This is a genomic window from Kitasatospora sp. NPDC088391, assembly GCF_044753345.1.
Classification (GTDB): domain Bacteria; phylum Actinomycetota; class Actinomycetes; order Streptomycetales; family Streptomycetaceae; genus Kitasatospora.
Window position 1 is genome coordinate 179794 of record NZ_JBIVNB010000008.1, and the last position, 25749, is coordinate 205542.

The window sequence follows — 25749 nt, forward strand, 5'->3', positions numbered from 1 at the left end:
CGGGCCGGCGGCGCATCAGGGTCCGGCCCTACCCCCTCCTCAGGGACAGTTCAGGGTCGCTCCCGGGCCGCGGACGGTTGGGCGGGGCCGCGCGGCCCGGAAGGATGGAGGGCATGACGGACGACCAGATCCCGGCGGACGCACCGGAGAACCCCGCCGACCCACCGCGCCCGGTGCTGACCCGCTCCTCCCGGCACCGGGTGGTGGCGGGCGTGTGCGGCGGCCTCGGCCGCTACCTGGACATCGACCCGGTGGTGTTCCGGGTGGTGCTCGCGGTGCTCGGCCTGACCGGCGGGCTCGGGTTGTTCCTGTACGGCCTGGCCTGGCTGGTGGTGCCGCGCGAGGCCGAGGACGGCGAGGGCGGCCGCACCGAGCTGCAGCGGGTGCTGACCGGCCGGGTGGACGGCCAGTCGGTCGGCGCGGTGGTGCTGACGGTGATCGGCACCGGGGTGTTCCTCTCCTCGATGGGCGACGGCGACCAGCTGTTCCCGCTGCTGCTGCTCGCCGCGCTGGTGTTCCTGGCGCTGCGCTACGACCCGGAGCGCCGCCGCCGGATCAACGGCGGCGCGGTGCCGCCGCCGGAGGCGGAGGGCGGCCCGTACGACCGGCTGGACGCGTCCGGCCCGTTCGCGGACTGGAAGTCCTGGGGCGAGGCGATGAGCCGGGACCTGCGCGGCGAGTGGAAGGTCCGCTCGGCCGAGTTCCAGGAGCGGGTCGCGGCCTGGCACGGCGAGCAGGCGGCCCGGACCGCCGCCGGCCGGACGGACGCCCCGGACACCCCGCCGGTCGGCCCGTCCGGCTACCTGTGGGACCCGCGGCACCCGGAGCGCGACCCGTACGGCGCGACGCCGCCGGGGGCCCCCGCGCAGCCGTGGTGGCAGCGCACCGACCTGCCGGACGGCGACCCGCTGCGCAAGCAGCCGCCCGCCGACGGCCGGGCCGAGCGCGCGGAGCGGCACCGGCAGGCGCACCTGGAGGCGCGGGAGCGGCACCGGGAGAGCATGCGGCGGCACCACGAGTGGAAGGCCGCGCGGAAGGCGGAGCGCGGGAGTTCGGTGCTCGGGGCGTCCGCGCTGCTGGTGGCGGCGGGCGCGGCCTGGGCGGTCGCGGCGAGCGGCCACGGGCAGCAGCGCTGGTCGACGGTGCTGGCGGTGGCGCTGCTGCCGCTGGGCCTGGCGATGCTGGTCAGCGCCCGCTGGGGGCGGACCCGCGGGCTGACCTTCCTGTCGCTGCTGGTGACGGCGGGCCTGGTGCTGGCGGCGGGCAGCCCGGTGACGGTCGCGGACTCGGTCGGGGACCGCAGTTGGACGGTCGCCGCCGCGGACACCCCGCGCGAGCGCTACGCGCTGGGCTTCGGCGACGCCCGTCTCGACCTGTCGGCGGTGGACCCGCGCGGCGGCACCGTCCGCACCTCGCTGTGGCTGGGCGCGGGCGACGCCCGGGTGGTCGTCCCGTCCGGGGTGGAGCTGCGGCTGAAGGTGCGGGACGGCGCGGGCGAGGTCGGACTGCCCGACGGGCAGTCCTTCGACGGCCCGCTGACCGACGAGAACGTGGTGATCGAGGTACCGGACGGGCAGCCGTCCAAGGGAGTGCTGGACCTGACGGTGACGGTGGGCGCCGGGAACATCGAGGTGGTGCGGTGATGAGGAAGCATCGGTTCGACCTGTACGCGCTGGTCGCGGGCGGCCTGTTCAGCGCCCTGGCGGTGGTGTACCTGGTGGCCTCGGTGAACGACCGCGAGGTGAACAGCCGCTTCGTCCTGCCGCTGGCGCTCATCGTGCTCGGCGCGGGCGGCCTGGGCGCCGCCGTGCTGGCCGCCGCCCGCCGCAACCGGTCGGGTGCGGCGGACGGCGACGGCGGGGAGCGGGACGCGGACTAGCTCTTCTGCTGCGGGCCGAGCCGCAGCTGGTCGCCGTTCTTGGTGACGGTGTACTTGGGCAGCGGCTTCACCGCGGGGCCGGTGATCACCGCGCCGGTGGCGGCGTCGAACTTGGAGCCGTGGCACGGGCAGTAGAGCTGGCCGTCCTTGGGCGGGTTGACCGCGCAGCCGGAGTGGGTGCAGACCGAGGAGAGGCCGGCGTACTGGCCGGCGGCGGGCTGGACGATGTACACGGCGTCGCCGCTGGCCGGGTCCTTGACGGTGGCGGAGCCGCCGACCGGGACCTGGGCGGCGGGCACGCTCGGCCCGCCGTTCTGCTCCTGCGGGACGGGGCTGGTGGCGCCCGGCGTGCCGGTGGCGGCGGCGGTGGCGGTGTCGTCGTCCCGGCCGAGGGTGGCGGTGAGCGAGCCGGAGAGCAGGCCGGCGCCGCCGAGCGCGACCGCCGCGATGCCGCCGTCGAGCAGGGCGCGGCGGCGCACCGCGTCCTCGGCGAGGCCGCGGCCGCGGTCCCGGTCGGCCCGGGCGGCGAGGTAGCCGTCGACCGAGAGCACCGGGGTGCCGGCCAGCAGCAGCGGCGTCCAGGCCATCAGGTAGGCGAGGTCGTTGCCCAGGTAGTACGGGGTGGTGTGGAAGCTGACGGTCAGCCAGAGGGTGGCGGACAGCAGCGCGCCGCCGAGGGCGGCGACCCGGCCCCACAGGCCGAACAGGGTGCCGAGGCCGACGGCGAGCTCGCCGAAGGCGATCAGCAGGCCGAAGAAGGTGGGGGCGTCCAGGGCGGGGCCGAGCGCCCAGCCGATCGGGCTGCTGCCCTTGGCCGCCAGGGTCTGGCTGTAGAAGGAGGCGGCGTCGCCGGCGCCCGCCAGGTAGTGCGCGTCGGAGAGCTTGTCGAAGGCGGCGTAGACGAAGGTCACCCCCAGGAACAGCCGCAGCGGCAGCAGGGCGAGCCGACTGCCCGTCGCCTTCCACTGCCCGGTCGGTCCGGCCGTGCCTCGCGCTCTGGTGCCCGCCGCCATCGTTGACGCCCCTCTCCCTCACCGCCTGCCGTCCGCCGACAGGACCGGTCCGATTGTGCCCAATGCCGATCGCACATGACCGCGCCGCCACTCCCTGTTCACTGGGACTGGCGGCGCGGTCACACGGTTGCCGGTGGGATCACTCCCACTCGATGGTGCCCGGCGGCTTCGAGGTGACGTCCAGGACGACCCGGTTCACGTCCTTGACCTCGTTGGTGATCCGGGTGGAGATCTTCGCCAGCACCTCGTAGGGCAGCCGCGACCAGTCGGCGGTCATGGCGTCCTCGGAGGAGACCGGGCGCAGCACGATCGGGTGGCCGTAGGTGCGGCCGTCGCCCTGCACGCCGACCGAGCGGACGTCGGCCAGCAGCACGACCGGGCACTGCCAGATCTCGGCGTCCAGGCCGGCCAGGGTCAGCTCCTCGCGGGCGATGGCGTCGGCCTCGCGGAGCAGGTCGAGGCGCTCCTTGGTGACCTCGCCGACGATCCGGATGCCCAGGCCGGGGCCGGGGAACGGCTGGCGCTGGACGATCTCGGCGGGCAGGCCGAGCTCCTGGCCGACCATCCGGACCTCGTCCTTGAACAGCTTGCGCAGCGGCTCGACGAGCTGGAACTCCAGGTCCTCGGGGAGGCCGCCGACGTTGTGGTGGGACTTGATGTTGGCGGTGCCGGTGCCGCCGCCGGACTCCACCACGTCCGGGTACAGGGTGCCCTGGACCAGGAACTCCACGGCGGGGCCCTCGTCGGCGATGATGTCGGCCTGGGCCTGCTCGAAGACCCGGATGAACTCGCGGCCGATGATCTTGCGCTTGGTCTCGGGGTCGGAGACGCCCGCCAGCGCGGTCAGGAAGCGCTCCTCGGCGTCGACCACGACCAGCTTGACGCCGGTGGCCGCGACGAAGTCCTTCTCGACCTGCTCGGTCTCGCCCTTGCGCATCAGGCCGTGGTCGACGTACACGCAGGTCAGCCGGTCGCCGATGGCGCGGGCCACCAGCGCGGCGGCGACCGCGGAGTCCACGCCGCCGGACAGGCCGCAGACGGCGCGCTTGTCGCCGACCTGCTCGCGGATCAGCGCGACCTGCTCCTCGACCACGTTGCTGGTGGTCCAGTTCGGGGCGATGCCGGCGCCGCGGTACAGGAAGTGCTCCAGCACCTGCTGGCCGTGCTCGGAGTGCATCACCTCGGGGTGGTACTGCACGCCGTACAGCTTGAGGTCGTCGTTCTCGAAGGCGGCGACCGGCACCACGTCGGTGGAGGCGGTGACGGTGAAGCCCTCGGGCGCGGCCGAGCAGGCGTCGCCGTGCGACATCCACACCGACTGCTTCTCCGGGGTGCCCTCGAACAGCGTGGAGCCGGCCCGGGTCACGGTCAGCGCGGTGCGGCCGTACTCGCGGGCGCCGCTGTTGTCGACGGTGCCGCCGAGGGTCTTGGCCATCAGCTGGAAGCCGTAGCACATGCCGAAGACCGGCACCCCGGCCTCGAAGAGCGCCCGGTCGAGCTGCGGGGCGCCCTCCTCGTACACCGACGACGGACCGCCGGAGAGGATGATCGCCCGCGGGTTCTTGGCGAGCATCTCGGCGACCGGCATGGAGCTCGGCACGATCTCGCTGTAGACCCGCGCCTCACGCACCCGACGGGCGATGAGCTGGGCGTACTGGGCACCGAAGTCGACGACCAGGACGGTGTCGTTCTCGGGTGCGGACTGGACGGGGGAGTCAGCGGACACAGACGGCCTTCCGGCGGCGGTACGAACGTACAAAAGCGGGTGTCGCCCCCGAGTCTACCGGGCGGCTTTCACCCGACTGCCCGCGCCGCAGCCCGTGACCGCACCGGGCGGCGAATCGTTGCACCGGGAGACCGCACGACCCCGCCGGCGCCCTCCAGGTGCGGGCGGCACCCCGTGCGGCGGACCACGCGTGGATCATCTCCGGTCCACCGGGTGCGCGTGGCGGGCACGGGCCCGCCGTGGGACCGCGCCCCGGTGCTGCGGTCGGGCCAGCAGGGGACAGCGAACCCGTACCGCGACCGGGCGGACCCGGGGTGTGGCGGCCGGTACCGGTGCCGGCCGCCACACCTCAGTCAGCCGCCCGCTCCGGCGTACGCCCCGGTACGCCCCGCATGCCGTTATCACTGAGAGTAGCCGTTCCGGACGATCGGGTTCGGCGCCCCCGCGCGCCGGGTCCGCTTCCGGCCTCCCCGAAATTGCGTCGAATCGGTTGCACAGCACAGCCCTCGTCCAGGACGATGCTGGATGACGGGGGGCTCACCGCATCCCTCCCGCCCGGGGGACGACCGTCCGCGCGACGGTTCCCTTCTCACGCTCCGTGAGGCCCATCCGGCCGCCGTCGGCGTGTTCCCGAGACCATCTCTCCGCGACGGCGCTCCTCCCCCGGCGCCGTCACCCCAGCACCGGCGCGGCCCTGACGCCGGGTGCTGGAACGACAAAGGGCCCCGTTCCCCCGCGGGGCCCTTTGCCCTGTCCGGGCCCGGTGCCTGCCGAGCCGGTCAGTCCGCCGCGGGCCGCCGGTAGGCGGCGTGCGGGTCGCCGTCCGCGCCGGAGACGGCGAGCGGCCGGGGCGACTCCTCCACCACCAGCTCGACCAGGCCGTGCCGCTCGCCGCCGTCCTGCGCGGGCAGGTCGACCGGCGCGGGGCTGGGCGCGGGGGCCGCCCGCGGCGGGGCCCACGGCGCCGGGCTGCGGCGCACCGCGTCGAGCACGGCGGGCACGGCGAGCGCGCCGAACAGCGCCCAGCCGGCGGCCGCGATCAGCACCGAGGGCAGCTCCCAGCCCAGCAGGTCGAACCGGCCGGACCGGCCGGCCTTCTTGAACGCGGAGTCCAGGGTGATCCAGGCCGAGGTGCCGAGCACCAGCCCGGCGGTGAGCACCGCGTACACGCCGGCCAGCCGGAGCCGGTCGAGCTGGGTGAGCCGGCCGCGGTGCGCGGACCAGCCGAGCGCCAGCGCCGCCAGCAGCGGCAGCAGCGCGGCCAGCCACCACTGGGCGCCCGCGTCGCCCAGGTCGTGGAGGGCGGGGCCGGGCCGGCCCGTCACCAGGGGCCGCGCGCCGCTGCCGACCCCGAGCAGGTAGAGGCCGCCGTTGACGGTGAGCGACGCGTACGCCGCCTGGACGTCCAGCCCGTGAGAGACCAGCCGCAGCACGGCGGAGACGGCGGTGAGCAGCACCAGCAGCGCGCCGACCACCCGGGCCGCGTGCTGCCAGGCCAGCAGCAGGCCGCCCAGCCAGGGGCGGCGGGCGCCCTCGGCGCGCAGCGCGGCCGCGCCGTCCACGGCGAGCACCAGGGCGGCGGCGGCGAGGCCGGCGGACAGGCCGAGCGGCAGCAGGTCCGGGCCGGTGTCGGTGGTCATGGCCAGGTCGTCGCCGGTGGCCGCGACCGAGACGTGGGTGCTGCCGAGCAGGCCGAGCAGCAGCGCCGCCGCGGCGGACAGCGCGCCGGTGCGGAGCGCCTGGAGCGCGGCGGCGCGGGCGGTCGGCTCGGCCGCGCCGGTGCGGCGGCGGCCGCGGGCGACGGCGTACAGGCCGAGGCCGAGGGCCAGCAGCCAGGCCAGCGTGATCGCGTACGGGACGAGGTGCTCGACGGTGGTGCTGCCGATCACCTTCGCGCCCTTGGAGGCGGGGGTGGCGGCGCCCGTCGACATCCGCAGCGGCGTGCCGAACGCGGTGAGCACGTAGCCGAGCCAGCCCTGGAAGCCGTCGAGCCGGCTCGCGGTCGGCGGCGCGGGGGTGTCCTCCGGGTCGCCGCCCGAGCCGCACAGCACCGCGGCGACGACCAGCAGCAGGGTCGGCGCGAGCAGCACCCGGCCGGCGGTGAGCCAGCCGCGGGAGAGCGCGGGGAGTTCGCGGGCGTGGTGCACCCGGCCGGCGCCCCACGGGGACGGGCCGGCCGGGGCGCCGCCGGTGTCCTCGACCACGTCGCCGATCGCGGCGGGGGCGAGCCGCCCGCCGCAGTTGGCGCAGGTCTCCGCGGCGCCCGCGGCGGCGGCTCCGCAGGACGTGCAGATGGGCATGCTCGGTCCCCCCGGGATGGTTCGTGCTTCGAGGGCCCGTTTATCCCACCGTGGATGAAGGGATGTCAATTGCCTTCGGGGGCGCGGCGGGGCACCGTCGGGACGGGCAGCAGCGGCAGCCGCAGCTCGCCGAACGCCCCGGCGGGGACGGCCGGGCGGTGCGGGGCGACGGGAGCCACCGGCCGGTAGGCGGCGCCGGGTTCGGGGCGGGGGTCGGCCTCGCCGCGGTTGGGCCACATCGACAGGGCGCGCTCGGCCTGCGCGGTGATCGTCAGGGACGGGTTGACGCCGAGGTTGGCGGAGACCGCGGAGCCGTCGACGACGCTGATCCCGGGGTGCCCGTACAGCCGGTGGTAGGGGTCGACGACGCCGGTGTCGGCGCTGTCGCCGATCGGGCAGCCGCCGAGGAAGTGCGCGGTCAGCGGGATGTCGAAGATCTCGCCGACGGTCGAGCCGGGGAAGCCGTTGATGGCGTCGGCGAGCGCCCGGGCCCCCTCCTCGGCAGCGGGGATGTAATTGGGGTTGGGCGCGCCGTGGCCCTGCCGGGAGGTGAGCTTCCCGTTCTTCAGCGAGACGGTGAGCGAGTTGTCCAGGGACTGCATGACCAGCCCGATGATGCTCTTCTCCGACCAGCGGTGCTGGTTCATCGACTGGGCGAAGATCCACGGGTGCCGGCCGACCGCGCCGAGGTAGCGCAGCCAGCGCGGGCCGCGCCCGGCGCCGGAGACCTGCTGGATGGAGAGCGCGCCCATCGCGTTGGAGCCGCGGCCGTAGCGGACCGGCTCGATGTGGGTGTTCTCGTCGGGGTGCACGGAGGAGGTGATGGCGACGCCGCGGGTGAAGTCGGGGCGTTCGCCGTAGCGCCGGGTGGAGGTCTGGGCGCCCACCAGGGCCTCGGAGTTGGTGCGGGTGAGGTGGCCGAGCCGGGCGGAGATCCGGGGCAGCTGGCCGCCCTCGCGCATCCGGTGCAGCAGGCTCTGGGTGCCGTAGGTGCCGGCCGCGACGACGACCCGCTCGGCGGTGACGGTGCGCGCCCCGGCCTTCTTCGCCCGCCGGGTGCGGGCGTCGGTGGGCAGCACGTCGACGGCGTAGCCCTCGCCGTGCGGGCGCAGCCGCTTCACGGTGGTGAGCGGCAGGATCTCGGCGCCGGCCCGTTCGGCGAGGTACAGGTAGTTCTCGGTGAGCGTGTTCTTGGCGCCGTGCCGGCAGCCGGTCATGCACTCGCCGCACTCGACGCAGGCCCGGCGGCTCGGCCCGGCGCCGCCGAAGTACGGGTCGTCGACCTCGCCGCCGGGCGCGGCCTTGGCCTCGCCGGTGCCGTCCTGCCCGTCGCCGAAGAACACCCCGACCGGGGCCATGTGGAAGGTGTCGCCGCAGCCCATCGCCTCGGCGGCGGCCTTCAGGTGGACGTCGGACGGGGTCATGGTGGGGTTGAGCCGGACGCCGAGCATCCGCTGCGCCTGGTCGTAGAACGGGGCGAGTTCGGACTGCCAGTCGGTGATGTGCCGCCACTGCCGGTCCTCGAAGAAGGGCTTCGGCGGGACGTACAGCGTGTTGGCGTAGTTCAGCGAGCCGCCGCCGACGCCCGCCCCGGCCAGGATCAGCACGTTGCGCAGCAGGTGGATGCGCTGGATGCCGTACAGGCCGAGGGCGGGTGCCCACAGGTAGTCGCGGGTCGCCCAGGAGGTGCGGGGCAGTTCCGCGCGGTCGAACCGCCGGCCGGCCTCCAGGACGGCGACCCGGTAGCCCTTCTCGGTCAGCCGCAGCGCGGCGACGGACCCGCCGAAGCCCGAACCGACCACCACGACGTCGTAGTCGTACGACACTGCCCCTCCTCGGGTGCTGGCGCCACGGCGGGCGCCGCTGCTGGCACTACTTCAGTCGGAAGGCCTTCATGAGCTTGAGGCCGGTGGTGAAGAACTCGGCGAACTTCGCGTCGTCCATGCCCATCGACGGGCCGATCGGCAGCAGCCGCTGGACGGCGACGGTCTGCGCCTCGGTGTAGCGCAGGATGCCCTCGGAGCCGTGCCGGCGGCCGAGGCCGGAGTCGCCCATGCCGCCCATCGGGGAGGCGACCGAGCCGTAGGCGGCGGCGTAGGCCTCGTTGACGTTGACGGTGCCGGTGCGCAGCCGGGCGGCGACCTTGCGGCCGCGGGCGGTGTCCTTGGTCCAGACGCTGGAGTTGAGGCCGTAGGGGGTGGCGTTGGCGGCGGTGACGGCCTCGTCCTCGGTGTCGAAGCGGTAGACCGAGACGACGGGGCCGAAGGTCTCCTCGGCGCAGACCGCCATGTCGGGGGTGACGCCGTCGAGGACGGTGGGTTCGAAGAACAGCGGGCCGAGGTCGGGCCGGGCCTGCCCGCCGGCCAGTACGGTGGCGCCGGCCTTGACGGCCTCCTCGACGTGCCGGGTGACGGTCTCCAACTGGCGGGCGGAGACCAGCGAGCCCATGTCGGCGCCGTAGGCGAGGCCGCCGCCGAGGCGGAGCGCGGAGGTCTTCTCGGCGAACTTGGCCAGGAAGGCGTCGGCGACCGAGCGGTGCACGAAGAGCCGTTCGATGGAGATGCAGAGCTGTCCGGCGGAGGAGAAGCAGGCCCGGACGGCGCCGGCGGCGGCCTTGTCGAGGTCGGCGTCGGCGAGCACCAGCATGGCGTTCTTGCCGCCGAGTTCGAGCGAGGCGCCGACCAGGCGCTCGGCGGCCCGGCGGGCGACGTCGCGGCCGGTCCGGGTGGAGCCGGTGAAGGCGACGTAGTCGGCGCGCTCGACCACCTCGGGGCCGACCACGGGGCCGTCGCCGAGCACGATCTGCCACACCTGCGGGGGCAGTCCGGCCTCGACGAAGAGTTCGCGGGCCCAGAGCGCGGTGAGCGCGGTCTGGGTGTCGGGCTTGTTGACGACGGCGTTGCCGGCCAGCAGGGCGGGCAGCGCGTCGCCGACGGACAGCTCCAGCGGGTAGTTCCAGGGCGAGATCTGGCCGACCACGCCCTTGGGGCGGCGGGCCTCGACGGCGCTGGTGAGGCCGGGGACGGCGCCGCCGCGGCGGCGGTCCTTCAGGTAGGCGGCGGCCTTGCGGCCGTAGTGGCGGGCGGCCGAGGCGACCGCCATCACCTCCTCGAAGGCGTGCAGCCGGGCCTTGCCGGTCTCGGCCTGGATCAGGTCGAGCACCTCGTCCTGGCGCTTGAGCAGCAGGTCGTGGAAGCGCAGCAGGACGCCGGCCCGGTGCCGGACCGACAGCGCGGCCCAGCCGGGCTGGGCCCGCCGGGCGTCGGCGAAGGCCCGTTCGACGTCCTCGGTGCCGGACACCGGCAGCAGCGCGAGCGGCTCCCCGGTGAGCGGCGCGAGGGTCTGCGCCGTCGCGTCGCCGGACGCGGTGACGCCCTTGGCCAGCCGCGCGATCAGCGCCGCCGGCACCGCCGTGGCGACGCCGCGCGCCGCCCCCTTCGCCGCAGGATTGCGGCGGCCCTGGCTCGTGCTCTCCGTCATGCGGGCAGCCTAGGCCCTGAACCCCGACTTGTGTACCCGCCGGTAACACTTTGGCCGGCGGGTGTCGCGTCCGGCTACTTGGTGGGTGTGAAGTTGTTCAGCACGGTGGTGAAACGCTGCAGGCTCTGGGTCCAGTCGCTCTCCGGCCCGGACACGTACACCATGTAGGACGTCCCGTCGCTGTTGCGGAACTCGGCCTCCTTGGCGCGCCGCTTGACGCCGTCCTTGGTGAAGGAGAACTCCCAGACCGCGCCCTCCCGGTCGTGGATCCGGGCGGGCACCAGGCTGACCTGCTGGTAGTCGCGCAGGTTCCGGCTGACCGAGGTCTCCATCTCCGCCAGGTGCTGCATCGGGGCCAGCGGCTGCCCGGCCGTCACCGCGAACTGCAGGTAGTGGTCGCGGTTGTCGGGCGAGTAGTAGACCTGGCCGCTCGACTCGGTGCGGACCCACTTCCCGGCGGTCGGCAGCAGGAACCGGAAGCCGCCCGGGTCGTCCCGCCAGGCCCAGCCCGCGGGCGGGGGCGCGTCGGTCGGCAGCTGGCCGGTGGGCGCCGGGTCGACCACCGCCGGCGGGTCGTCGTTCTGCCGCTGCTCCTGGCGGTTCCGGTGGTCGACCCAGTACGCGGCGCCGCCGCCCGCCCCCGCGAGCAGCAGCACCGCCACCACCGCCCACAGCACGGCGCGGCCGCGCCGCCGGGCGGCGGGCGCCGGCGGGGCGTCCGGGACGGCCGCGGGCACGGTGGCCGGTTCGGCGTCCGGGGCGGGCGCGGCCTCGGCGGCGGGCCGGTCGACCACGGGCACCAGCTGGGTGGGCAGCCGGTGCTCGCCGCCCTGGGCGGGGACGCGCAGGCCGATGGTGTGCCCGTCGGCGATCTCGCGCAGCAGCCGGACCGCCTCGTCGGCGCCGGGCCGGTCGGCGGGGTCCTTGGCGAGCAGTGCGGCCAGCACCGGGCCGAGCCCGGCGGCGCGGCGCGGCTCCGGCATCGGCTCGTCGACGACGGCGGTGAGCGTGCTCAGCGGGTTGTCGCGGCGGAACGGCGACTCGCCCTCGACCGCGTGGTACAGCGTCGCGCCGAGCGCCCACAGGTCGGAGGCCGGGCCGGGGCGCTGGCCCTGGGCCCGCTCCGGGGCCAGGTAGTCGGGCGAGCCGACCAGGTCGCCGGGGCGGGTGATCTCCATCGCGCCCTCGAACTTGGCGATGCCGAAGTCCAGCAGCACGACCCGCCCGGTGCCGTGCTCCAGCAGCACGTTGGCGGGCTTGACGTCCCGGTGCAGGACGCCGAGCTGGTGGCCCCGGTGCAGGGCCGCGACCAGCTGCAGGCCGACCCCGGCCGCCTCACGGGGCGTCAGGGTGCCGTCCTGGCTGATCACCTCGGACAGCGCCCGGCCGTCGACCAGCTCCATCACGATCCACGGCCGGCCGTCCTGCTCCAGCACGTCGTGGATGGTGATCACGCCCGGGTGCTTGATCCGCGCGGCGGCCCGCGCCTCGCGCTTCATCCGGGACTGGAGGATCTCCAGGTCCTCCTCCGAGAGGTGGCTGACCGTCAGCTCCTTGACGGCCACCTCCCGGTCCAGCATCTCGTCCCTGGCCCGCCAGACGGTCCCCATCCCGCCCCGGCCCAGGCGCTCGCCGAGCGCGTACCGCCCGGCCAGCAGACGGCCTGTCGACTGGTCCTGCCCGCCCATACGACCGTCCCCCCCCCTTCGGTTCCCCCCACCGTCGGTCGGACGGCGTCACGGCACATCGGGTGCCCTCCGCACCGACGATGAGGAGGTAAGCCTAGGCTGCGCCGGGCCGGGCGGGAATCTCGCCCCCGACCGCGCCGCACAGGGTGACCGGCCGCTCTCAGCCCGCTACCAGGACGATCGCGGCGACCGCCGCGACCAGCACCGCCAGCACCGCCAGCAGGATCAGCGGGCCGAGCAGCGCGGGCGCCACCCGGGGCGGCCGGGCCGGGGCCTGACGCTCCGTCGGCGGCCCGGACCGCCGCCGGGCGCCGCGCGGCCGGGGCACCAGCGGGCCGGCCGCGGGGCGGGGCACCGGCAGCAGCGGGTCGGGCGGCCCGTCCGGGTACGGCTCGGGGGCGAACGCCAGGAGTTCGCGCAGTTCCCGCTGGACGGCCTCGGCGTCCGGCCGGTACCGGGCGTCCGGCCGCAGCAGCCGCTCCACCAGCGGGCGCAGCGGCCCGCACCCGTCGGCGGGGTGGTGCCGGCCGTCCCGGACGGCGGCCAGCAGGGTCGGCAGGTCGTGCTCCGGGTACGGGCCGTGGCCGGTCAGCAGGCGGTACAGCAGCACGCCGAGCGCCCAGGTGTCGGCGGGGGCGCCCGGGTCGATGGCCCAGCGCTCGGCGCGCGGGCCGAGCATCAGCGCCCGGGTCTCGTACACCCGGCGCGGCACCTCGCCGCCGAGCGCCGCGCACAGCTCCTCCTCGGCGGCGCCGAGCAGCAGTCCGCCGAGCAGCGCCGCGCCGTCCTCGCAGACCAGCACCGTACGGACCGTCAGGTTCCCGTGCGTCAGTCCGGCCCCGTGCAGGGCCCGCAGCGCGCCGGCCAGGTCGGCGCCGATCTCGGCGACCCGGTACGGGGAGACCGGCCCGTTGCCGGCCAGCAGTTCCAGCGGCACGCCGGGGACGGCCTCCTCGGCGACCCACAGCAGGTCCTCCTCGGGCCCGGCCGCCAGTCCGCGCAGCAGCCGCGGGTGGGCGGGCGCGGCGGCCGCGACCTGGGCGACCCGGGCGGTCAGCCGGGGCCCGTAGGAGGGGGCGGGCGCGCCCGGCGGGTGGCCGGGGACCAGCAGTTCGGGCAGTTCCAGGGCGAACAGCCGCACCCGGGCGCCGCCGTGGACGTCCACCGCGGGCACGCCGGACTCGTCCTCCGGACGGTCCGTCACCCGGTACCGCCCGGCCACCACCTGCCCCGGGGCCGTTCGCATGCCTGTTCCTCACGCCGTCGTCCCGTCAGCCTACGGCTCCCCGGCCGCCCCCGACCCCGCTCCGTGGGGCTTTCGCCGCACCGGGGCGCCAACGCCCGCTACGGGGCGGGCTGGAAGCTCTCGAAGGAGATCCGGCGGGCCAGCGAGCCGTCCGGCGCGGACCACACCTCCTCGGGCATCGTCCAGTAGATCGCGTAGCCGTACTTGCCGTTGCCGGTGACGAAGCCGCGGTTCAGCGAGTGCAGCAGGGTGCCGGTCTTCCCGGTGTACGTCCACTCCCAGTCGGCGGCGTTGCTCCAGTTCCGGTACGCCACCGATTCGACCCTGACCTTGCGGTAGTTGGTCATCTTCGCGTTCCGGTCGGACTCCTGCCAGTCCTTCAGCGCGCTGTCCCCGGCCGGGGACTGCCAGTCGACGACCAGGCGCAGCCCGCGCCCCTCGAAGCGCCGGCTGGTGGCCCGGTAGTCGGGGCCCTGGTCGGTCATCCAGTCGGGCAGCACGATGCTGAAGCCGGAGGCGTCCTTGTGCACGGCGTAGCCCGCCGGTATCTGCCCGGGCGTGGTCAGCGCGCCCGGCTGATCGGTGGCGGACGCGCCGGGCGAGGGCTCCGTGCTGCCGCTCGGGGCGGGCGTGCCGGGGTCCGCGGCGGGCTGCTGGGCCGCGGACGACGTGCCCGCGCCGACCGCCGGGTCCGCCCCGGCGCTCTTCCCGCCGGGCCACCACACCACCAGCCCGATCACCAGCAGCAGCACCGCGACCACCGCGGCGGCGGCCAGCGCCGCCCGCCGCCGGTCGGCGAACGGCCCGTCCCGGCGCGGCGGTTCGGCCGTCGCGGGGTCGGCGGGGCGCGGCGCGGGCTGCTCGACGGTCACCGCGGCGGGCGGCGCGGCCGGGGCCGCCACCGCGACGGTCTCCGCCTCGGGCAGCGCCTGCCCGGCGGCGATCCGGCGCAGCAGCGGGCGGGCCGTGTCGGCGTCCATCCGCTTGGCCGGGTCCTTCTCCAGCAGGCCCGCGATGACCGGCCAGAGCGGCCCGGCCTGCTCCGAGACCGGCAGTTCCTCGGTCATCACGGCGGTCAGCGTGGCGAGCGCCGAGCCCCGGTCGTACGGCGGGACGCCCTCGACCATGGCGTACAGCGTGCCGCCGAGCGACCACAGGTCGGAGGGCGGGCCGGGGCGCTGCCCGCGGGCCCGCTCGGGCGCGATGTAGGAGGGCGCGCCGACCAGCATGCCGGTGGAGGTGATCGAGGTGTCGCCCTCGACGCTGGCGATGCCGAAGTCGGTGAGCACGGTGCGCCCGTCCTCGCCGATCAGCACGTTGGACGGCTTCACGTCCCGGTGCAGCACGCCCTGGGCGTGCGCGGCGCCGAGCACCCCGAGCAGGTCGAGCGCGATCCCGGCGGCCCGGGCGGGCGTCAGCGTGCCGTCCTCGCGCACCACGTCGGCCAGCGAGCGGCCGTCGACCAGCTCCATCACGATCCACGGCCGGTCGTCCTCCTCGACCACGTCGTAGACGGTGACGGCGGCGGCGTGCCGGATCCGGGCGGTGGCCTTGGCCTCGCGCAGGGTCCGGACGACCAGCCGGTGCTTCTCGGCCTCGTCGACGGCCCCGGTCATCCGGAGCTCCTTGACCGCGACGACCCGGCCCAGCATCTCGTCCTCGGCCCGCCAGACGGTGCCCATGCCGCCGCGGCCGAGCACCTCGCCCAGCCGGTAGCGGTCCCCCAGCAGTCGGCCGGCCGGTTCCTGCGGCTGCGTCATCGGTGCGCTCTCCCCATGGTGTTGCGGCCTCGGCGGGCTCCCCCGGCCACGACCTGACGTCCTGTCGAACCACCACGGGGCCGACGCCGCACGCCGGAACCCCCATCATCCCCTGTCCGCCCCCACCGGAGCCACCCGCCCCCGGCACTCGCGCCGGGAGCGGCGCCCGGGAACCGTACAGGAAGCCGATATTCCGGATCATTCGCAAACCGACTGTCCAGGTCTCCCCGGCCGCTGCTAGCCTCTGCGCCGCTCTTCACATCATCACCATGGGGGACCCCGCATGACCACGCCCGACCCCGGCACCGCCGCCCCGACCCCGCCGGTCGCCCCGGCCGCCGCACCCGCTCCGCAGTGGGGCACCGGCACCCCTGCCCCGCAGTGGGGCACCGGCACCCCTGCCCCGCAGTGGGGCGCCGGCGCCCCGGCACCGGCGGCCAGGAACGTGCCGCTCGCCCTCGCCGCCGGCTTCGGCGCGATGCTGGCCACCGCCCTGCTCTACGGCTTCGTCGTGAAGGCCATCGATTTCGAGATCTCCTGGATGGTCATCGGCATCGCCGCCGCGGTCGCCTACCCGCTCGGCAAGCTCGGCGGCGGCGGCCCGGCGCTGCGGCCGGTCGGCGCGCTGTTCACCGTGCTCGGCTTCTTCCTCGGCGAGATGTTCGGCCTCGCCCTGATCCTCCGCGAGCAGACCGGCGTCCCGGTGGTCTCCGCCCTCACCGAGCACTCCGACCTGCTCTTCGCCGCCTGGAAGACCGCGTTCGACGTCAAGTCGGCGCTCTTCATCGCGATCGGCGTCTGCGTGGGCTTCAGCTTGACCAAGACCTTCGGCCGTTCCTGACGGTCCCTCGACGGACGGAGGGGCCCCCGCCGGTGGCGGGGGCCCCTCCGTCCGTTCCTGGCGGGGTGTCAGCGGCCGGGGTTGACCGTGACCTCGACCCGCTGGAACTCCTTCAGCTCGGTGTAGCCGGTGGTGGCCATCGCCCGGCGGAGCGCGCCGAACAGGTTCATGGTGCCGTCGGGGGTGTGCGACGGGCCGGCCAGGATCTGCTCGGTGGTGCCGACGGTGCCGAGGTGCACGCGCTTGCCGCGCGGCAGCTCCTCGTGGACGGCCTCCATGCCCCAGTGGTAGCCCCGGCCGGGCGCGTCGGTGGCGCGGGCCAGCGCGGCGCCGATCATCACGGCGTCCGCGCCGCAGGCGACGGCCTTCGGGATGTCGCCGCTGTAGCCGACGCCGCCGTCCGCGATGACGTGCACGTAGCGGCCGCCGGACTCGTCCATGTAGTCCCGGCGGGCCGCCGCGACGTCCGCCACGGCGGTCGCCATCGGCACCTCGATGCCCAGCACGCCCCGGGTGGTGTGTGCGGCGCCGCCGCCGAAGCCGACCAGCACGCCGGCCGCGCCGGTCCGCATCAGGTGCAGCGCGGCGGTGTAGGTGGCGCAGCCGCCGACGATCACCGGGACGTCGAGCTCGTAGATGAACTGCTTGAGGTTCAGCGGCTCGGCCGCGCCGGAGACGTGCTCCGCCGAGACGGTGGTGCCGCGGATCACGAAGACGTCGACGCCGGCGTCGACCACGGCCTTGGAGAACTCGGCGGTGCGCTGCGGCGAGAGCGCCGCGGCGGTCACCACGCCGGAGTCACGGACCTCCTTGATCCGCTCCTTGATCAGCTCGGCCTTGATCGGCTCCGCGTACACCTCCTGCAGGCGCCGGGTCGCCGCCGCCTCGTCGGTGATCGCGGCGATCTCCGCCAGCAGCGGGCGCGGGTCCTCGTACCGCGTCCACAGTCCTTCCAGGTTCAGCACGCCCAGGCCGCCCAGCTGCCCGATCGCGATGGCCTGCTCCGGCGACACCACGCTGTCCATCGGCGCGGCCAGGAACGGCAGTTCGAACCGGTAGGCGTCGATCTGCCAGGCGATCGAGACCTCCTTCGGGTCACGCGTACGGCGGCTGGGGACGACGGCGATGTCGTCGAAGGAGTACGCCCGGCGGCCGCGCTTGCCTCGCCCGATCTCGATCTCAGTCACTTCGAGCCCTTCTGCTGCTTTCCATCTCCCGACCAGTATCGCAGGAGCTCAACCGCCAGGGGCGCGGGGAACTGCGCGAGCCGGAGGGCCGGAACGGCGGAATCCGCCCGACCCGCAGTCGCCTGCAGCTCGGGCGGACCCCGGCGTTACGCCAAAACCCTTACCGCGAGGTGTAGTTCGGCGCCTCGACGGTCATCTGGATGTCGTGCGGGTGGCTCTCCTTGAGGCCGGCCGAGGTGATCCGGACGAACCGGCCCTTGGTCTGCATCTCCTCGATGCCGGCCGCGCCCACGTAGCCCATGGTCTGGCGCAGGCCGCCGACCAGCTGGAACAGCACGGCGGACAGCGGGCCGCGGTACGGCACCTGGCCCTCGATGCCCTCGGCGATCAGCTTCTCGTCGGAGGTGACCTCGCCCTGGAAGTAGCGGTCCTTGGAGAAGGACTTCGCCTGCCCGCGCGACTGCATCGCGCCGAGCGAGCCCATGCCGCGGTACGACTTGTACTGCTTGCCGTTGATGAACAGCAGCTCGCCGGGCGACTCCTCGCAGCCCGCGAGCAGCGAGCCGAGCATCACGGTGTCGGCGCCGGCGGCCAGCGCCTTGCCGATGTCGCCGGAGTACTGCAGGCCGCCGTCGCCGATGACCGGGACGCCCGCGTCCTGGCAGGCCATCGCGGCCTCGTAGATCGCGGTGACCTGCGGGACGCCGATGCCGGCGACCACCCGGGTGGTGCAGATGGAGCCCGGGCCGACACCGACCTTGACGCCGTCCACGCCCGCGTCGATCATCGCCCGGGCGCCGTCGCGGGTGGCGACGTTGCCGCCGATGACGTCGATGCCGACGGCCGACTTGATCTTGGACATCCAGCTCAGCGCGTTGCTGTTGTGTCCGTGCGAGGTGTCGACGACCAGGAAGTCGACACCGGCGGCGACCAGCGCCTGGGCCCGCTCGAAGGACTCGGCGGAGGCGCCGACGGCGGCACCGACCAGCAGCCGGCCCTCGGCGTCCTTCGCCGCGTTCGGGTACTTCTCCGCCTTCACGAAGTCCTTGACGGTGATCAGGCCCTTGATCCGCCCGTCCGCGTCGACCAGCGGCAGCTTCTCGATCTTGTGGCGGCGGAGCAGCGCGATCGCGTCCTCGCCGGAGATGCCGACCTGGCCGGTGATCAGCGGCATCGGCGTCATGATCTCGGAGACCCGGCGGCTGCGGTCGGTCTCGAACGCCATGTCGCGGTTGGTGACGATGCCCAGCAGCTTGCCGTCCGGGCCGGCGACCGGGACGCCGGAGATCCGGAACCGGGCGCACAGCGCGTCCGCGTCGGCGAGGGTCGCGTCGGGGCCGACCGTGATCGGGTCGGTGACCATGCCGGACTCGGAGCGCTTCACCAGGTCGACCTGGTTGACCTGGTCCTCGACCGAGAGGTTGCGGTGCAGGACGCCGACGCCGCCCTGGCGGGCCATCGCGATCGCCATCCGCGACTCGGTGACCTTGTCCATCGCGGCGGACAGCAGGGGGATGTTCACCCGCACGTTCCGGGAGACCCGCGAGGAGGTGTCGACCTGGTTCGGCAGCACCTCGGAAGCCCCGGGCAGCAGCAGGACGTCGTCGTACGTGAGACCGAGCATGGCGAACTTCTCGGGTACGCCGGCGGCGTTGTAGGACATGGGGAACCTTCCGTGGCGGGCGGTCGTTCAGCGCGCGGACGCCCGGCTCGTCGGCCACCAAGACGCCCGGCGCAAGAGGAGGAAACTCCAGGGAGACCCCGCGCGCACCGGAGAAACTTTGGCGACCCGACCAGGCGCCGATACCCCATGGTACTGGTGTGCCGGGGCATCTCGCCGCGCCCTCTTGACAACGCCCGCGGCCCCGCGCCTCTTCCCCGCCGCCGGAGCGGGTCCGGCTAGCCGGACTCCTCGGCCAGCGCCCGCAGTCGGGACAGCGCCCGGTGCTGGGCGACCCGCACCGCGCCCGGCGACATGCCGAGCACCTCGCCGGTCTCCTCCGCCGAGAGGCCGTCCGCCACCCGCAGCAGCACCAGTTCGCGCTGCCGGGCCGGCAGGTTGGACAGCAGTTCCTTGATCCACGCCGCGTCGCTGGAGAGCAGCGCCCGCTCCTCCGGACCGAGCGACTCGTCGGGCGTCTCCGGCAGGTCGTCCGGCGGGATCACCGTGGACCCGGGCCCGCGCATCGCGGCGCGCTGCAGGTCGGCGATCTTGTGCGCGGCGATCCCGTACACGAAGGCTTCGAACGGGCGGCCGGTGTCCCGGTACCGGGGCAGTGCGCAGAGCACCGCGACGCAGACCTCCTGCGCCACGTCGTCCACGTGGTGGCGGGCCCCGCCGGGCAGCCGGACCAGTCGGCCCCGGCAGTAGCGGAGCGCCAGCGGGAGGACGTAGCCGAGCAGCGCCTCGATCGCCGGACCGTCGCCGCGGACCGCGGCCGCGACCAGCTCCGCCACCTCGGGCGAGGTGCCGCCGCCGAGGACGGGCGGGCGCGGAACCGCCGCCGTCACGCCCTCCGACCCGGTCGGGCCGACCTCGGGAGCCGACGACGGATCGGCAGCCGCACCCCCGGGGGTGGGCTGCGCCGGATCGGCGCCGGCGGCCTCCTCGTCGTCACGCATCGATCCATGGTGCCTGGTCGGACCGGAAAACGCGGCACCGCGTCCGGACTTGTGCATCGGAACGTTATCCGTCGCCGGGTGCACCGTGCCGCCTCCCCTGCCTGTCCGCTGGTCCCCGAGGTGCTCCACTCCTCCATGGTGCAGCCTCGGGACCACAACGTCACACGTCCGAGCGCGCCCAGTTCGCGCGGCCGCTCAGCGGACCAGGCCCCAGCGGAAGCCCAGCGCCACCGCGTGCGCGCGGTCCGAGGCGCCGAGCTTCTTGAACAGCCGCCTGGCGTGCGTCTTCACGGTGTCCTCGGAGAGGAACAGCTCGCGGCCGATCTCGGCGTTGGAGCGGCCGTGGCTCATGCCCTCCAGCACCTGGATCTCACGGGCCGTCAGCGTCGGCGCGGCGCCCATGTCGGGGCTGCGGAGCCGGCGCGGGGCGAGCCGCCAGGTCGGGTCCGCCAGCGCCTGGGTGACGGTGGCCCGCAGCTCGGCGCGCGAGGCGTCCTTGTGCAGGTAGCCGCGGGCCCCGGCGGCGACCGCGAGGGCCACGCCGTCCAGGTCCTCGGCCACGGTGAGCATGATGATCCGGGCGCCCGGGTCGGCCGAGAGCAGCCGGCGGACCGTCTCCACCCCGCCGAGCCCCGGCATCCGGACGTCCATCAGAACGAGATCGGAGCGGTCGGCCACCCAGCGGCGGAGGACCTCCTCACCGTTCGTCGCAGTGGTCACCCGGTCCACGCCGGGCACGGTCGCCACCGCGCGGCGAAGCGCTTCCCGGGCGAGCGGGGAATCGTCGCAGACGAGTACGGATGTCATGACCGTCGTCCTCCGCAGCTGATCCGCGTCACGTTGAGCCTCCTGGCTGGTACGAACCTCTCCGACCCGGCAGCCGGGTCGGACCCCGTTCCGATCGCGCTGGCTTCCACGATCGTTCCCGGTGCCCGACGCCCGCCGAACCGCCTCCGTACATCCAACGACCGTCACTCGAATGAGTTACGGCTTCAGGTCCATCTCCACCACTGTACGTGGCCGACCCATTACCCGAGGGCCACCTCGCGGTGCAGCTGCCGCACTTTCGTGCAGCTCGCGCGCGGTGCCCGCGCCGCGCACGCCTCCCGGCCGGGGCCCGCGCGCCGCCGGGCACCCGATCGGTGGAGCATGCGGGTTCAAACCTATTGCCCTCTTTGTCCGGTTTTATAGCTTCTGAGGGTCATTGACTGTTGTGTCGGTGTGTGGGTGACTTGTCCGTGTAGTGGACGTAAGTCATATTTCCAGGTGTCCGTACCGGCCCCCCGCGCAGTCTCGCCGCAGCAACCGCCGCCGAGCCGCCAGGTCCCGACTCTCCGAAGGGAATGAGCCATGGCAGATTTCTCCCGCCTCCCCGGCCCGAACGCAGACCTCTGGGACTGGCAGCTCTCCGCCGCCTGCCGCGGCGTCGACAGCTCGCTGTTCTTCCACCCCGAGGGCGAGCGCGGCGCCGCCCGGACCTCCCGCGAGACCAGCGCCAAGGAGGTCTGCATGCGCTGCCCGGTGCGCGCCCGGTGCGCGGCGCACGCCCTGGCCGTCCGCGAGCCCTACGGAGTGTGGGGCGGCATGACGGAGGACGAGCGCGAGGAACTGCTCGGCCGGGCCCGCAACCGCCTCGCCGAGGTCCCGCTGGCGATGCCGCAGACCATCCGCCGCTGAAACACCGCGGGCGCCCCGTCGGCGCCCACCCGTCCGCCCGGCGGGGCGGTCTAGCGGGCGGCGGCCGCCGCCAGCTGGTCCAGCATCAGCGCCACCGCCGGCACGCTCGCCAGGTCCGGCAGGGTCAGCGCCACCACCTCGCGCCGGGCCGGCTCCCCCGAGGCCACCCGCACCGGCACCGCCGCCACCGCCGGGTGGCGCACCGACTCCAGGGCCAGCCCCGGCAGCACCGCCACCCCGAGACCCGCCCCGACCAGGCCCACCACCGCCGGGTAGTCGTCCGTGGCGAAGTCGATGGCGGGCGCGAAACCCGCCGCCGCGCACAGCTCGACCAGGTGGCCGCGGCACTGCGGGCAGCCCCCGATCCACTGCTCCCCCGCCAGCTCCGCCAGGTCCACCGGCTCGCCCTCGCCCCGGCCCGCCAGCGGGTGCCCGGCCGGCACCAGCCCGACCAGCGGGTCGTCCAGCAGCGGGCGCACCACCAGCTCCGACCAGTCGTTCGCGGCCGCCGTCGCCGCCGCCTCCAGGGTCGCCTCGGCCCGCGCCTCGCGCAGCGTCGCGTGCGGCGAGGGGACGCTCAGGCCGCCCTGCGAGTCCGGGTAGCGGAACGCCAGCGCGACCTCGCACTCGCCGCCGCGCAGCATCGCCAGCGCCTGCGGCGGCTCCGCCTCCACCAGCGAGACCCGCACCCCGGGGTGGGCCGCCCGCAGCTGCGCCACCGAGCGCGGCACCAGCGTCGAGCTCGCCGTCGGGAAGGACACCAGCCGGACCCGGCCGGCCCGCAGGCCGGCGATCGCCGCGACCTCCTCCTCGGCGGCGGACAGCCCCGCGAGGATGCCGTTGGCGTGCTTGAGCAGCACCCGCCCGGCCTCGCTCAGCTGCATCTCCCGCCCGGAGCGGACCACCAGCGGGGTGTCCACGGCCTTCTCCAGCGCCTTCATCTGCTGGCTCACCGCCGGCTGGGTGCACCCCAGTTCGCGCGCCGCGGCGGAGAACGACCCGGTCCGGGCGACGGCGTGCAGGACGCGGAGGTGGCGGGCTTCGATCACGCGGTCAACTGTACGGAACAACGCCCTCCCGGCGGGCGGCCCGCGGGCGCACGCGAAAGGGCGCGAGGTGGCCGCGGTCCCGGCCGCCGCACCACGCGGGTGCGGCGGCCGGGCGCGGTTCCTCGCGCCCCTTCAGTGCCTGACGGCCGGTGCCTCAGTGGCTGTGGCCGTGGCCGCCGTGCGAGTGGCCGTGGCCCGCGGCCTCCTCGTCTTCCTTCTTCTCCACCACGAGGGTCTCGGTGGTGAGCAGCAGGGAGGCGATGGAGGCGGCGTTCTCCAGGGCGGAGCGGGTGACCTTGACCGGGTCGATGACGCCGGCCTTGACCAGGTCGCCGTACTCGCCGGTGGCGGCGTTGTAGCCCTGGCCGGGCTCCAGCTCGGCGACCTTGGAGGTGATGACGTAGCCCTCGAGGCCGGCGTTCTGGGCGATCCAGCGCAGCGGCTCGGCGAGCGCCTTGCGGACCACGGCGACACCGGTGGCCTCGTCGCCGGAGAGGCCGAGGCCGCCCTCCAGGACCTTGGCGGCGTGCACCAGCGAGGCGCCACCGCCGGCCACGATGCCCTCCTCGACCGCGGCGCGGGTCGCGGAGATGGCGTCCTCCAGGCGGTGCTTGCGCTCCTTGAGCTCGACCTCGGTGGCCGCGCCGACCTTGATCACGCAGACGCCGCCGGCCAGCTTGGCGAGGCGCTCCTGGAGCTTCTCGCGGTCCCAGTCGGAGTCGGTGTTGGCGATCTCGGCCTTGATCTGGGCGACCCGGCCCGCGACCTCGGCGGAGTCGCCGGCGCCGTCGACCACGATGGTCTCGTCCTTGGTGACGGTGATCCGGCGGGCGGTGCCGAGCACGTCCAGGCCGACCTGGTCGAGCTTGAGGCCGACCTCCTCGGAGACGACCTGGCCGCCGGTGAGGGTGGCGATGTCGCCCAGGATGGCCTTGCGGCGGTCGCCGAAGCCGGGGGCCTTGACCGCGACCGCGTTGAAGGTGCCGCGGATCTTGTTGACCACCAGGGTGGAGAGGGCCTCGCCGTCGACGTCCTCGGCGATGATCAGCAGCGGGCGGGAGCCGCCGGCCTGCAGGACCTTCTCCAGCAGCGGCAGGAGCTCCTGGATCGAGGAGATCTTGCCCTGGGTGATGAGGACGTACGGGTCCTCCAGGACGGCTTCCTGGCGCTCCGCGTCGGTGACGAAGTACGGGGACAGGTAGCCCTTGTCGAACTGCATGCCCTCGGTGAACTCGAGCTCGACGCCGAAGGTGTTGGACTCCTCGACGGTGATCACACCGTCCTTGCCGACCTTGTCGATCGCCTCGGCGATCAGCTCGCCGACCTGGGTGTCCTGCGCGGAGAGGGACGCGACGGCGGCGACGTCGTCCTTGCCCTCGATCTCGCGGGCGATGGACAGCAGGTGCTCGGAGACGGCGGCGACGGCCTTGTCGATGCCCTTCTTCAGGGCGGCCGGGCCGGCGCCGGCGGCGACGTTGCGCAGACCCTCGTTGACCAGGGCCTGGGCCAGCACCGTGGCGGTGGTGGTGCCGTCACCCGCGACGTCGTTGGTCTTGGTGGCGACCTCCTTGACCAGCTGCGCGCCGAGGTTCTCGTACGGGTCGTCGAGCTCGACCTCGCGGGCGATGGTCACACCGTCGTTGGTGATGGTGGGGGCGCCGAACTTCTTGTCGATGACGACGTTGCGGCCCTTGGGGCCGATGGTCACCTTGACGGTGTCGGCCAGCTTGTTGACACCGCGCTCCAGCGAGCGGCGGGCGTCCTCGTCGAACTGCAGGGTCTTCGCCATGGTCCCGTTTCCTCAGGGGTAGGTCTGCGTACGTGGAGCAACAACCGCGCCCCGGGCCCCTGTCAGTGCTGACACGGTTCCGGGGCGGGCTGGGACGTCTTTACTGCGCGGACGTCTTACTTCTCGATGATCGCGAGGACGTCGCGGGCCGAGAGGACGAGGTACTCCTCGCCCTGGTACTTGACCTCGGTGCCGCCGTACTTCGAGTACAGGACGATGTCACCGACGGCGACGTCGAGCGGCAGACGCTGGCCGTCCTCGAAGCGGCCCGGGCCGACGGCCAGGACGACGCCCTCCTGGGGCTTCTCCTTGGCAGTGTCCGGGATCACCAGGCCGGAGGCGGTGGTGGTCTCGGCGTCGAGCGGCTGGACCACGATGCGGTCCTCGAGCGGCTTGATGGCAACCTTGCTGCTGGTGGTCACGTCCGAGCTCCCCTTCGGAGATTACGGGGTTGTCTTACAGGTAGGTGGCGACTGCACGCGCCCGCCGTCGCGGGGGTCGGACACGCATCGTCGCGGTTAGCACTCCCACCGGGGAGAGTGCCAGGAACGACCATAGGACGCGGTTAGCACTCAGTCAACCAGAGTGCCAACGGAGTCGCGTCCGGGTTTCGCCGCGGGCCGGGATTTTCCGCGCTTCCGGTGCGAACGGACGTTCCCCCTCGGCACAATGCGCGCATGAGTGCGACGGGGGCGGAAGCGGAAGAGGAACGACCCGGGCTCCACGGGCTGGTGCCGCTGCTGGTGCTGCTGGACGTGGTGCTGGCGGCGGTCTCGGGGACGGCGGCACTGATGGCGGGCGGCAGCCACGTCTTCGGGAGCGAGCTGCCGGTGGACGGCGGGGGCCGGGTGGTGCGGCATCCGAGCGCCAGCCACACGCCGTTCCGGACGGCCCTGGTGGTCGCGGTGGTGCTGGCGCTGGTCGTGCTGGTGCTGCTGTGGCTGCGGGAGCGGCGGTCGGCCGCGGTGCAGGGGGTGCTGCTCGCGGGGGTGGTGGTGGCGGCCGTGCTGCTGTACCCGACCCAGCCGGTGGACCCGCCGGCACCCGCGAAGCGGACCCCGTACACCGCCTGCTACAGCGGCGGGAAGTGCTACCGGTGGGACGAGCACGGGAACGCGACGGAACTCCCGTACAACTGAGTTCCGGTACTCAGGCGCGTGGGCCAACTCCCTTGCGAGGCTTGGCCCATGACGGTGAATCGGCAGCCGGTGGGGCGGGACGCGCTGTGTGCGCTGGGGTTGGTCGCGGCGGAGGTGCCGCTGCTGTGCGCGGCGGTGTACGCGGCGGTGCTGGCGGTGTGGGGGGTGACCCTGGACGCGCCGGTCGCGGTGGTGCTGTGCGGCGCGCTGGCGGTGGGGGCGCTGGCGCCGGTGGTGGTGTTCCTGGTGGGGGCGGCGCGCCGGGGGTACCGGATCGCGCCGGCCGCGATGGGGCTGCTCGGGCCGCTGCTGGCGGTGCTGTCGCTGGCGCGGATGGGGCGCTGACCGGAGCG

21 protein-coding genes and 1 pseudogene are annotated in these 25749 nt (G+C 74.4%); 6 read left to right on the forward strand and 16 right to left on the reverse strand.

The annotated features are described in order from the left end of the window. Window positions 1-113: 113 nt before the first annotated feature. Window positions 114-1643, forward strand: coding sequence for a PspC domain-containing protein (locus tag ACIQBJ_RS23820; protein WP_400714059.1), 1530 nt, complete (start codon window positions 114-116; stop codon window positions 1641-1643). After that, the gene (locus ACIQBJ_RS23825) at window positions 1643-1879 is read left to right on the forward strand and encodes a hypothetical protein (RefSeq protein ID WP_400714062.1); all 237 of its coding nucleotides are present in this window, start codon (window positions 1643-1645) and stop codon (window positions 1877-1879) included. The genes ACIQBJ_RS23820 and ACIQBJ_RS23825 overlap by 1 nt, the downstream gene beginning before the upstream one ends. Here the strand turns inward: ACIQBJ_RS23825 and ACIQBJ_RS23830 are convergent. From ACIQBJ_RS23830 to ACIQBJ_RS23870, 9 genes and pseudogenes are all read right to left on the reverse strand, one after another. Further along, entirely contained in the window at window positions 1876-2358 is a 483-nt protein-coding gene (locus ACIQBJ_RS23830; protein WP_400714581.1) for a ubiquinol-cytochrome c reductase iron-sulfur subunit, read from the reverse strand. The genes ACIQBJ_RS23825 and ACIQBJ_RS23830 overlap by 4 nt on opposite strands. A 30-nt stretch (window positions 2359-2388) precedes the next feature. Continuing rightward, window positions 2389-2892 (reverse strand): annotated as a pseudogene (locus ACIQBJ_RS23835) (DoxX family membrane protein); the annotation flags it as partial. 139 nt (window positions 2893-3031) lie between these two features. Next, window positions 3032-4618, reverse strand: coding sequence for a glutamine-hydrolyzing GMP synthase (gene guaA / locus ACIQBJ_RS23840; RefSeq protein WP_400714065.1), 1587 nt, complete (start codon window positions 4616-4618; stop codon window positions 3032-3034). A gap of 779 nt (window positions 4619-5397) precedes the next feature. Further along, on the reverse strand, window positions 5398-6918 hold the full coding sequence (locus ACIQBJ_RS23845) for a hypothetical protein (RefSeq protein ID WP_400714068.1): 1521 nt from the start codon (window positions 6916-6918) through the stop codon (window positions 5398-5400). A 65-nt stretch (window positions 6919-6983) separates the two neighbouring features. Further along, a complete protein-coding gene (locus ACIQBJ_RS23850) occupies window positions 6984-8744 on the reverse strand; it encodes a GMC oxidoreductase (RefSeq protein ID WP_400714071.1) in 1761 nt (586 codons plus the stop codon). 46 nt (window positions 8745-8790) lie between these two features. Next, window positions 8791-10398 (reverse strand): succinic semialdehyde dehydrogenase, encoded by a 1608-nt coding sequence (locus ACIQBJ_RS23855; protein WP_400714074.1) that lies wholly within the window; start codon window positions 10396-10398, stop codon window positions 8791-8793. 74 nt (window positions 10399-10472) lie between these two features. Next, window positions 10473-12086, reverse strand: a complete 1614-nt coding sequence (locus tag ACIQBJ_RS23860; protein WP_400714077.1) for a serine/threonine-protein kinase — start codon at window positions 12084-12086, stop codon at window positions 10473-10475. 160 nt (window positions 12087-12246) lie between these two features. Next, window positions 12247-13332: a protein kinase gene (locus ACIQBJ_RS23865; RefSeq protein WP_400714080.1), complete on the reverse strand. Its 1086-nt coding sequence runs from the start codon at window positions 13330-13332 to the stop codon at window positions 12247-12249. A 98-nt stretch (window positions 13333-13430) separates the two neighbouring features. Continuing rightward, on the reverse strand, window positions 13431-15092 hold the full coding sequence (locus ACIQBJ_RS23870) for a protein kinase (RefSeq protein WP_400714083.1): 1662 nt from the start codon (window positions 15090-15092) through the stop codon (window positions 13431-13433). 283 nt (window positions 15093-15375) lie between these two features. On the opposite strand from ACIQBJ_RS23870, the gene ACIQBJ_RS23875 reads away from it, so the two are divergent. Continuing rightward, complete coding sequence (locus ACIQBJ_RS23875) at window positions 15376-15933, forward strand: hypothetical protein (RefSeq protein WP_400714086.1); 558 nt, start codon at window positions 15376-15378, stop codon at window positions 15931-15933. Window positions 15934-16001: 68 nt separating this feature from the next. Here ACIQBJ_RS23875 and ACIQBJ_RS23880 read toward each other — a convergent pair whose 3' ends face one another. The 4 genes from ACIQBJ_RS23880 to ACIQBJ_RS23895 form a co-directional block, all read right to left on the reverse strand. Then, the gene (locus ACIQBJ_RS23880; protein WP_400714089.1) at window positions 16002-17120 is read right to left on the reverse strand and encodes a GuaB3 family IMP dehydrogenase-related protein; all 1119 of its coding nucleotides are present in this window, start codon (window positions 17118-17120) and stop codon (window positions 16002-16004) included. 160 nt (window positions 17121-17280) lie between these two features. Next, on the reverse strand, window positions 17281-18783 hold the full coding sequence (guaB, locus tag ACIQBJ_RS23885; RefSeq protein ID WP_400714091.1) for an IMP dehydrogenase: 1503 nt from the start codon (window positions 18781-18783) through the stop codon (window positions 17281-17283). 236 nt (window positions 18784-19019) lie between these two features. Then, window positions 19020-19742, reverse strand: coding sequence for an RNA polymerase sigma factor ShbA (gene shbA / locus ACIQBJ_RS23890; protein WP_400714094.1), 723 nt, complete (start codon window positions 19740-19742; stop codon window positions 19020-19022). Window positions 19743-19937: 195 nt separating this feature from the next. Beyond that, the gene (locus ACIQBJ_RS23895; RefSeq protein WP_014136228.1) at window positions 19938-20549 is read right to left on the reverse strand and encodes a response regulator transcription factor; all 612 of its coding nucleotides are present in this window, start codon (window positions 20547-20549) and stop codon (window positions 19938-19940) included. A 543-nt stretch (window positions 20550-21092) separates the two neighbouring features. On the opposite strand from ACIQBJ_RS23895, the gene ACIQBJ_RS23900 reads away from it, so the two are divergent. Then, a complete protein-coding gene (locus tag ACIQBJ_RS23900; protein WP_400714097.1) occupies window positions 21093-21419 on the forward strand; it encodes a WhiB family transcriptional regulator in 327 nt (108 codons plus the stop codon). A gap of 50 nt (window positions 21420-21469) precedes the next feature. Here ACIQBJ_RS23900 and ACIQBJ_RS23905 read toward each other — a convergent pair whose 3' ends face one another. The 3 genes from ACIQBJ_RS23905 to groES all read right to left on the reverse strand — a co-directional run bounded on the left by ACIQBJ_RS23905 (window position 21470) and on the right by groES (window position 24679). Then, the gene (locus ACIQBJ_RS23905; RefSeq protein WP_400714100.1) at window positions 21470-22468 is read right to left on the reverse strand and encodes a LysR family transcriptional regulator; all 999 of its coding nucleotides are present in this window, start codon (window positions 22466-22468) and stop codon (window positions 21470-21472) included. A 154-nt stretch (window positions 22469-22622) separates the two neighbouring features. Then, window positions 22623-24257 (reverse strand): chaperonin GroEL, encoded by a 1635-nt coding sequence (gene groL / locus ACIQBJ_RS23910; protein WP_400714103.1) that lies wholly within the window; start codon window positions 24255-24257, stop codon window positions 22623-22625. Window positions 24258-24373: 116 nt separating this feature from the next. Beyond that, window positions 24374-24679, reverse strand: coding sequence for a co-chaperone GroES (gene groES, locus ACIQBJ_RS23915; protein ID WP_014136232.1), 306 nt, complete (start codon window positions 24677-24679; stop codon window positions 24374-24376). A 255-nt stretch (window positions 24680-24934) separates the two neighbouring features. Here groES and ACIQBJ_RS23920 point away from each other — a divergent pair, with 255 nt between their 5' ends. After that, the gene (locus tag ACIQBJ_RS23920; RefSeq protein WP_400714106.1) at window positions 24935-25396 is read left to right on the forward strand and encodes a hypothetical protein; all 462 of its coding nucleotides are present in this window, start codon (window positions 24935-24937) and stop codon (window positions 25394-25396) included. 48 nt (window positions 25397-25444) lie between these two features. Further along, window positions 25445-25741 (forward strand): hypothetical protein, encoded by a 297-nt coding sequence (locus ACIQBJ_RS23925; protein WP_400714109.1) that lies wholly within the window; start codon window positions 25445-25447, stop codon window positions 25739-25741. Window positions 25742-25749 lie beyond the last annotated feature (8 nt).

What these genes read in the sequence shown, in the direction of transcription:
- ACIQBJ_RS23820 (WP_400714059.1), top strand. Translation starts at nt 114, where the DNA reads ATGACGGACGACCAGATCCCGGCGGACGCACCGGAGAACCCCGCCGAC.
- ACIQBJ_RS23825 (WP_400714062.1), top strand. Translation starts at nt 1,643, where the DNA reads ATGAGGAAGCATCGGTTCGACCTGTACGCGCTGGTCGCGGGCGGCCTG.
- ACIQBJ_RS23845 (WP_400714068.1), bottom strand. Translation starts at nt 6,918, where the DNA reads ATGCCCATCTGCACGTCCTGCGGAGCCGCCGCCGCGGGCGCCGCGGAG.
- ACIQBJ_RS23855 (WP_400714074.1), bottom strand. Translation starts at nt 10,398, where the DNA reads ATGACGGAGAGCACGAGCCAGGGCCGCCGCAATCCTGCGGCGAAGGGG.
- ACIQBJ_RS23860 (WP_400714077.1), bottom strand. Translation starts at nt 12,086, where the DNA reads ATGGGCGGGCAGGACCAGTCGACAGGCCGTCTGCTGGCCGGGCGGTAC.
- ACIQBJ_RS23865 (WP_400714080.1), bottom strand. Translation starts at nt 13,332, where the DNA reads ATGCGAACGGCCCCGGGGCAGGTGGTGGCCGGGCGGTACCGGGTGACG.
- ACIQBJ_RS23870 (WP_400714083.1), bottom strand. Translation starts at nt 15,092, where the DNA reads ATGACGCAGCCGCAGGAACCGGCCGGCCGACTGCTGGGGGACCGCTAC.
- ACIQBJ_RS23875 (WP_400714086.1), top strand. Translation starts at nt 15,376, where the DNA reads ATGACCACGCCCGACCCCGGCACCGCCGCCCCGACCCCGCCGGTCGCC.
- guaB (WP_400714091.1), bottom strand. Translation starts at nt 18,783, where the DNA reads ATGTCCTACAACGCCGCCGGCGTACCCGAGAAGTTCGCCATGCTCGGT.
- shbA (WP_400714094.1), bottom strand. Translation starts at nt 19,742, where the DNA reads ATGCGTGACGACGAGGAGGCCGCCGGCGCCGATCCGGCGCAGCCCACC.
- ACIQBJ_RS23895 (WP_014136228.1), bottom strand. Translation starts at nt 20,549, where the DNA reads ATGACATCCGTACTCGTCTGCGACGATTCCCCGCTCGCCCGGGAAGCG.
- ACIQBJ_RS23900 (WP_400714097.1), top strand. Translation starts at nt 21,093, where the DNA reads ATGGCAGATTTCTCCCGCCTCCCCGGCCCGAACGCAGACCTCTGGGAC.
- groL (WP_400714103.1), bottom strand. Translation starts at nt 24,257, where the DNA reads ATGGCGAAGACCCTGCAGTTCGACGAGGACGCCCGCCGCTCGCTGGAG.
- ACIQBJ_RS23920 (WP_400714106.1), top strand. Translation starts at nt 24,935, where the DNA reads ATGAGTGCGACGGGGGCGGAAGCGGAAGAGGAACGACCCGGGCTCCAC.
- ACIQBJ_RS23925 (WP_400714109.1), top strand. Translation starts at nt 25,445, where the DNA reads ATGACGGTGAATCGGCAGCCGGTGGGGCGGGACGCGCTGTGTGCGCTG.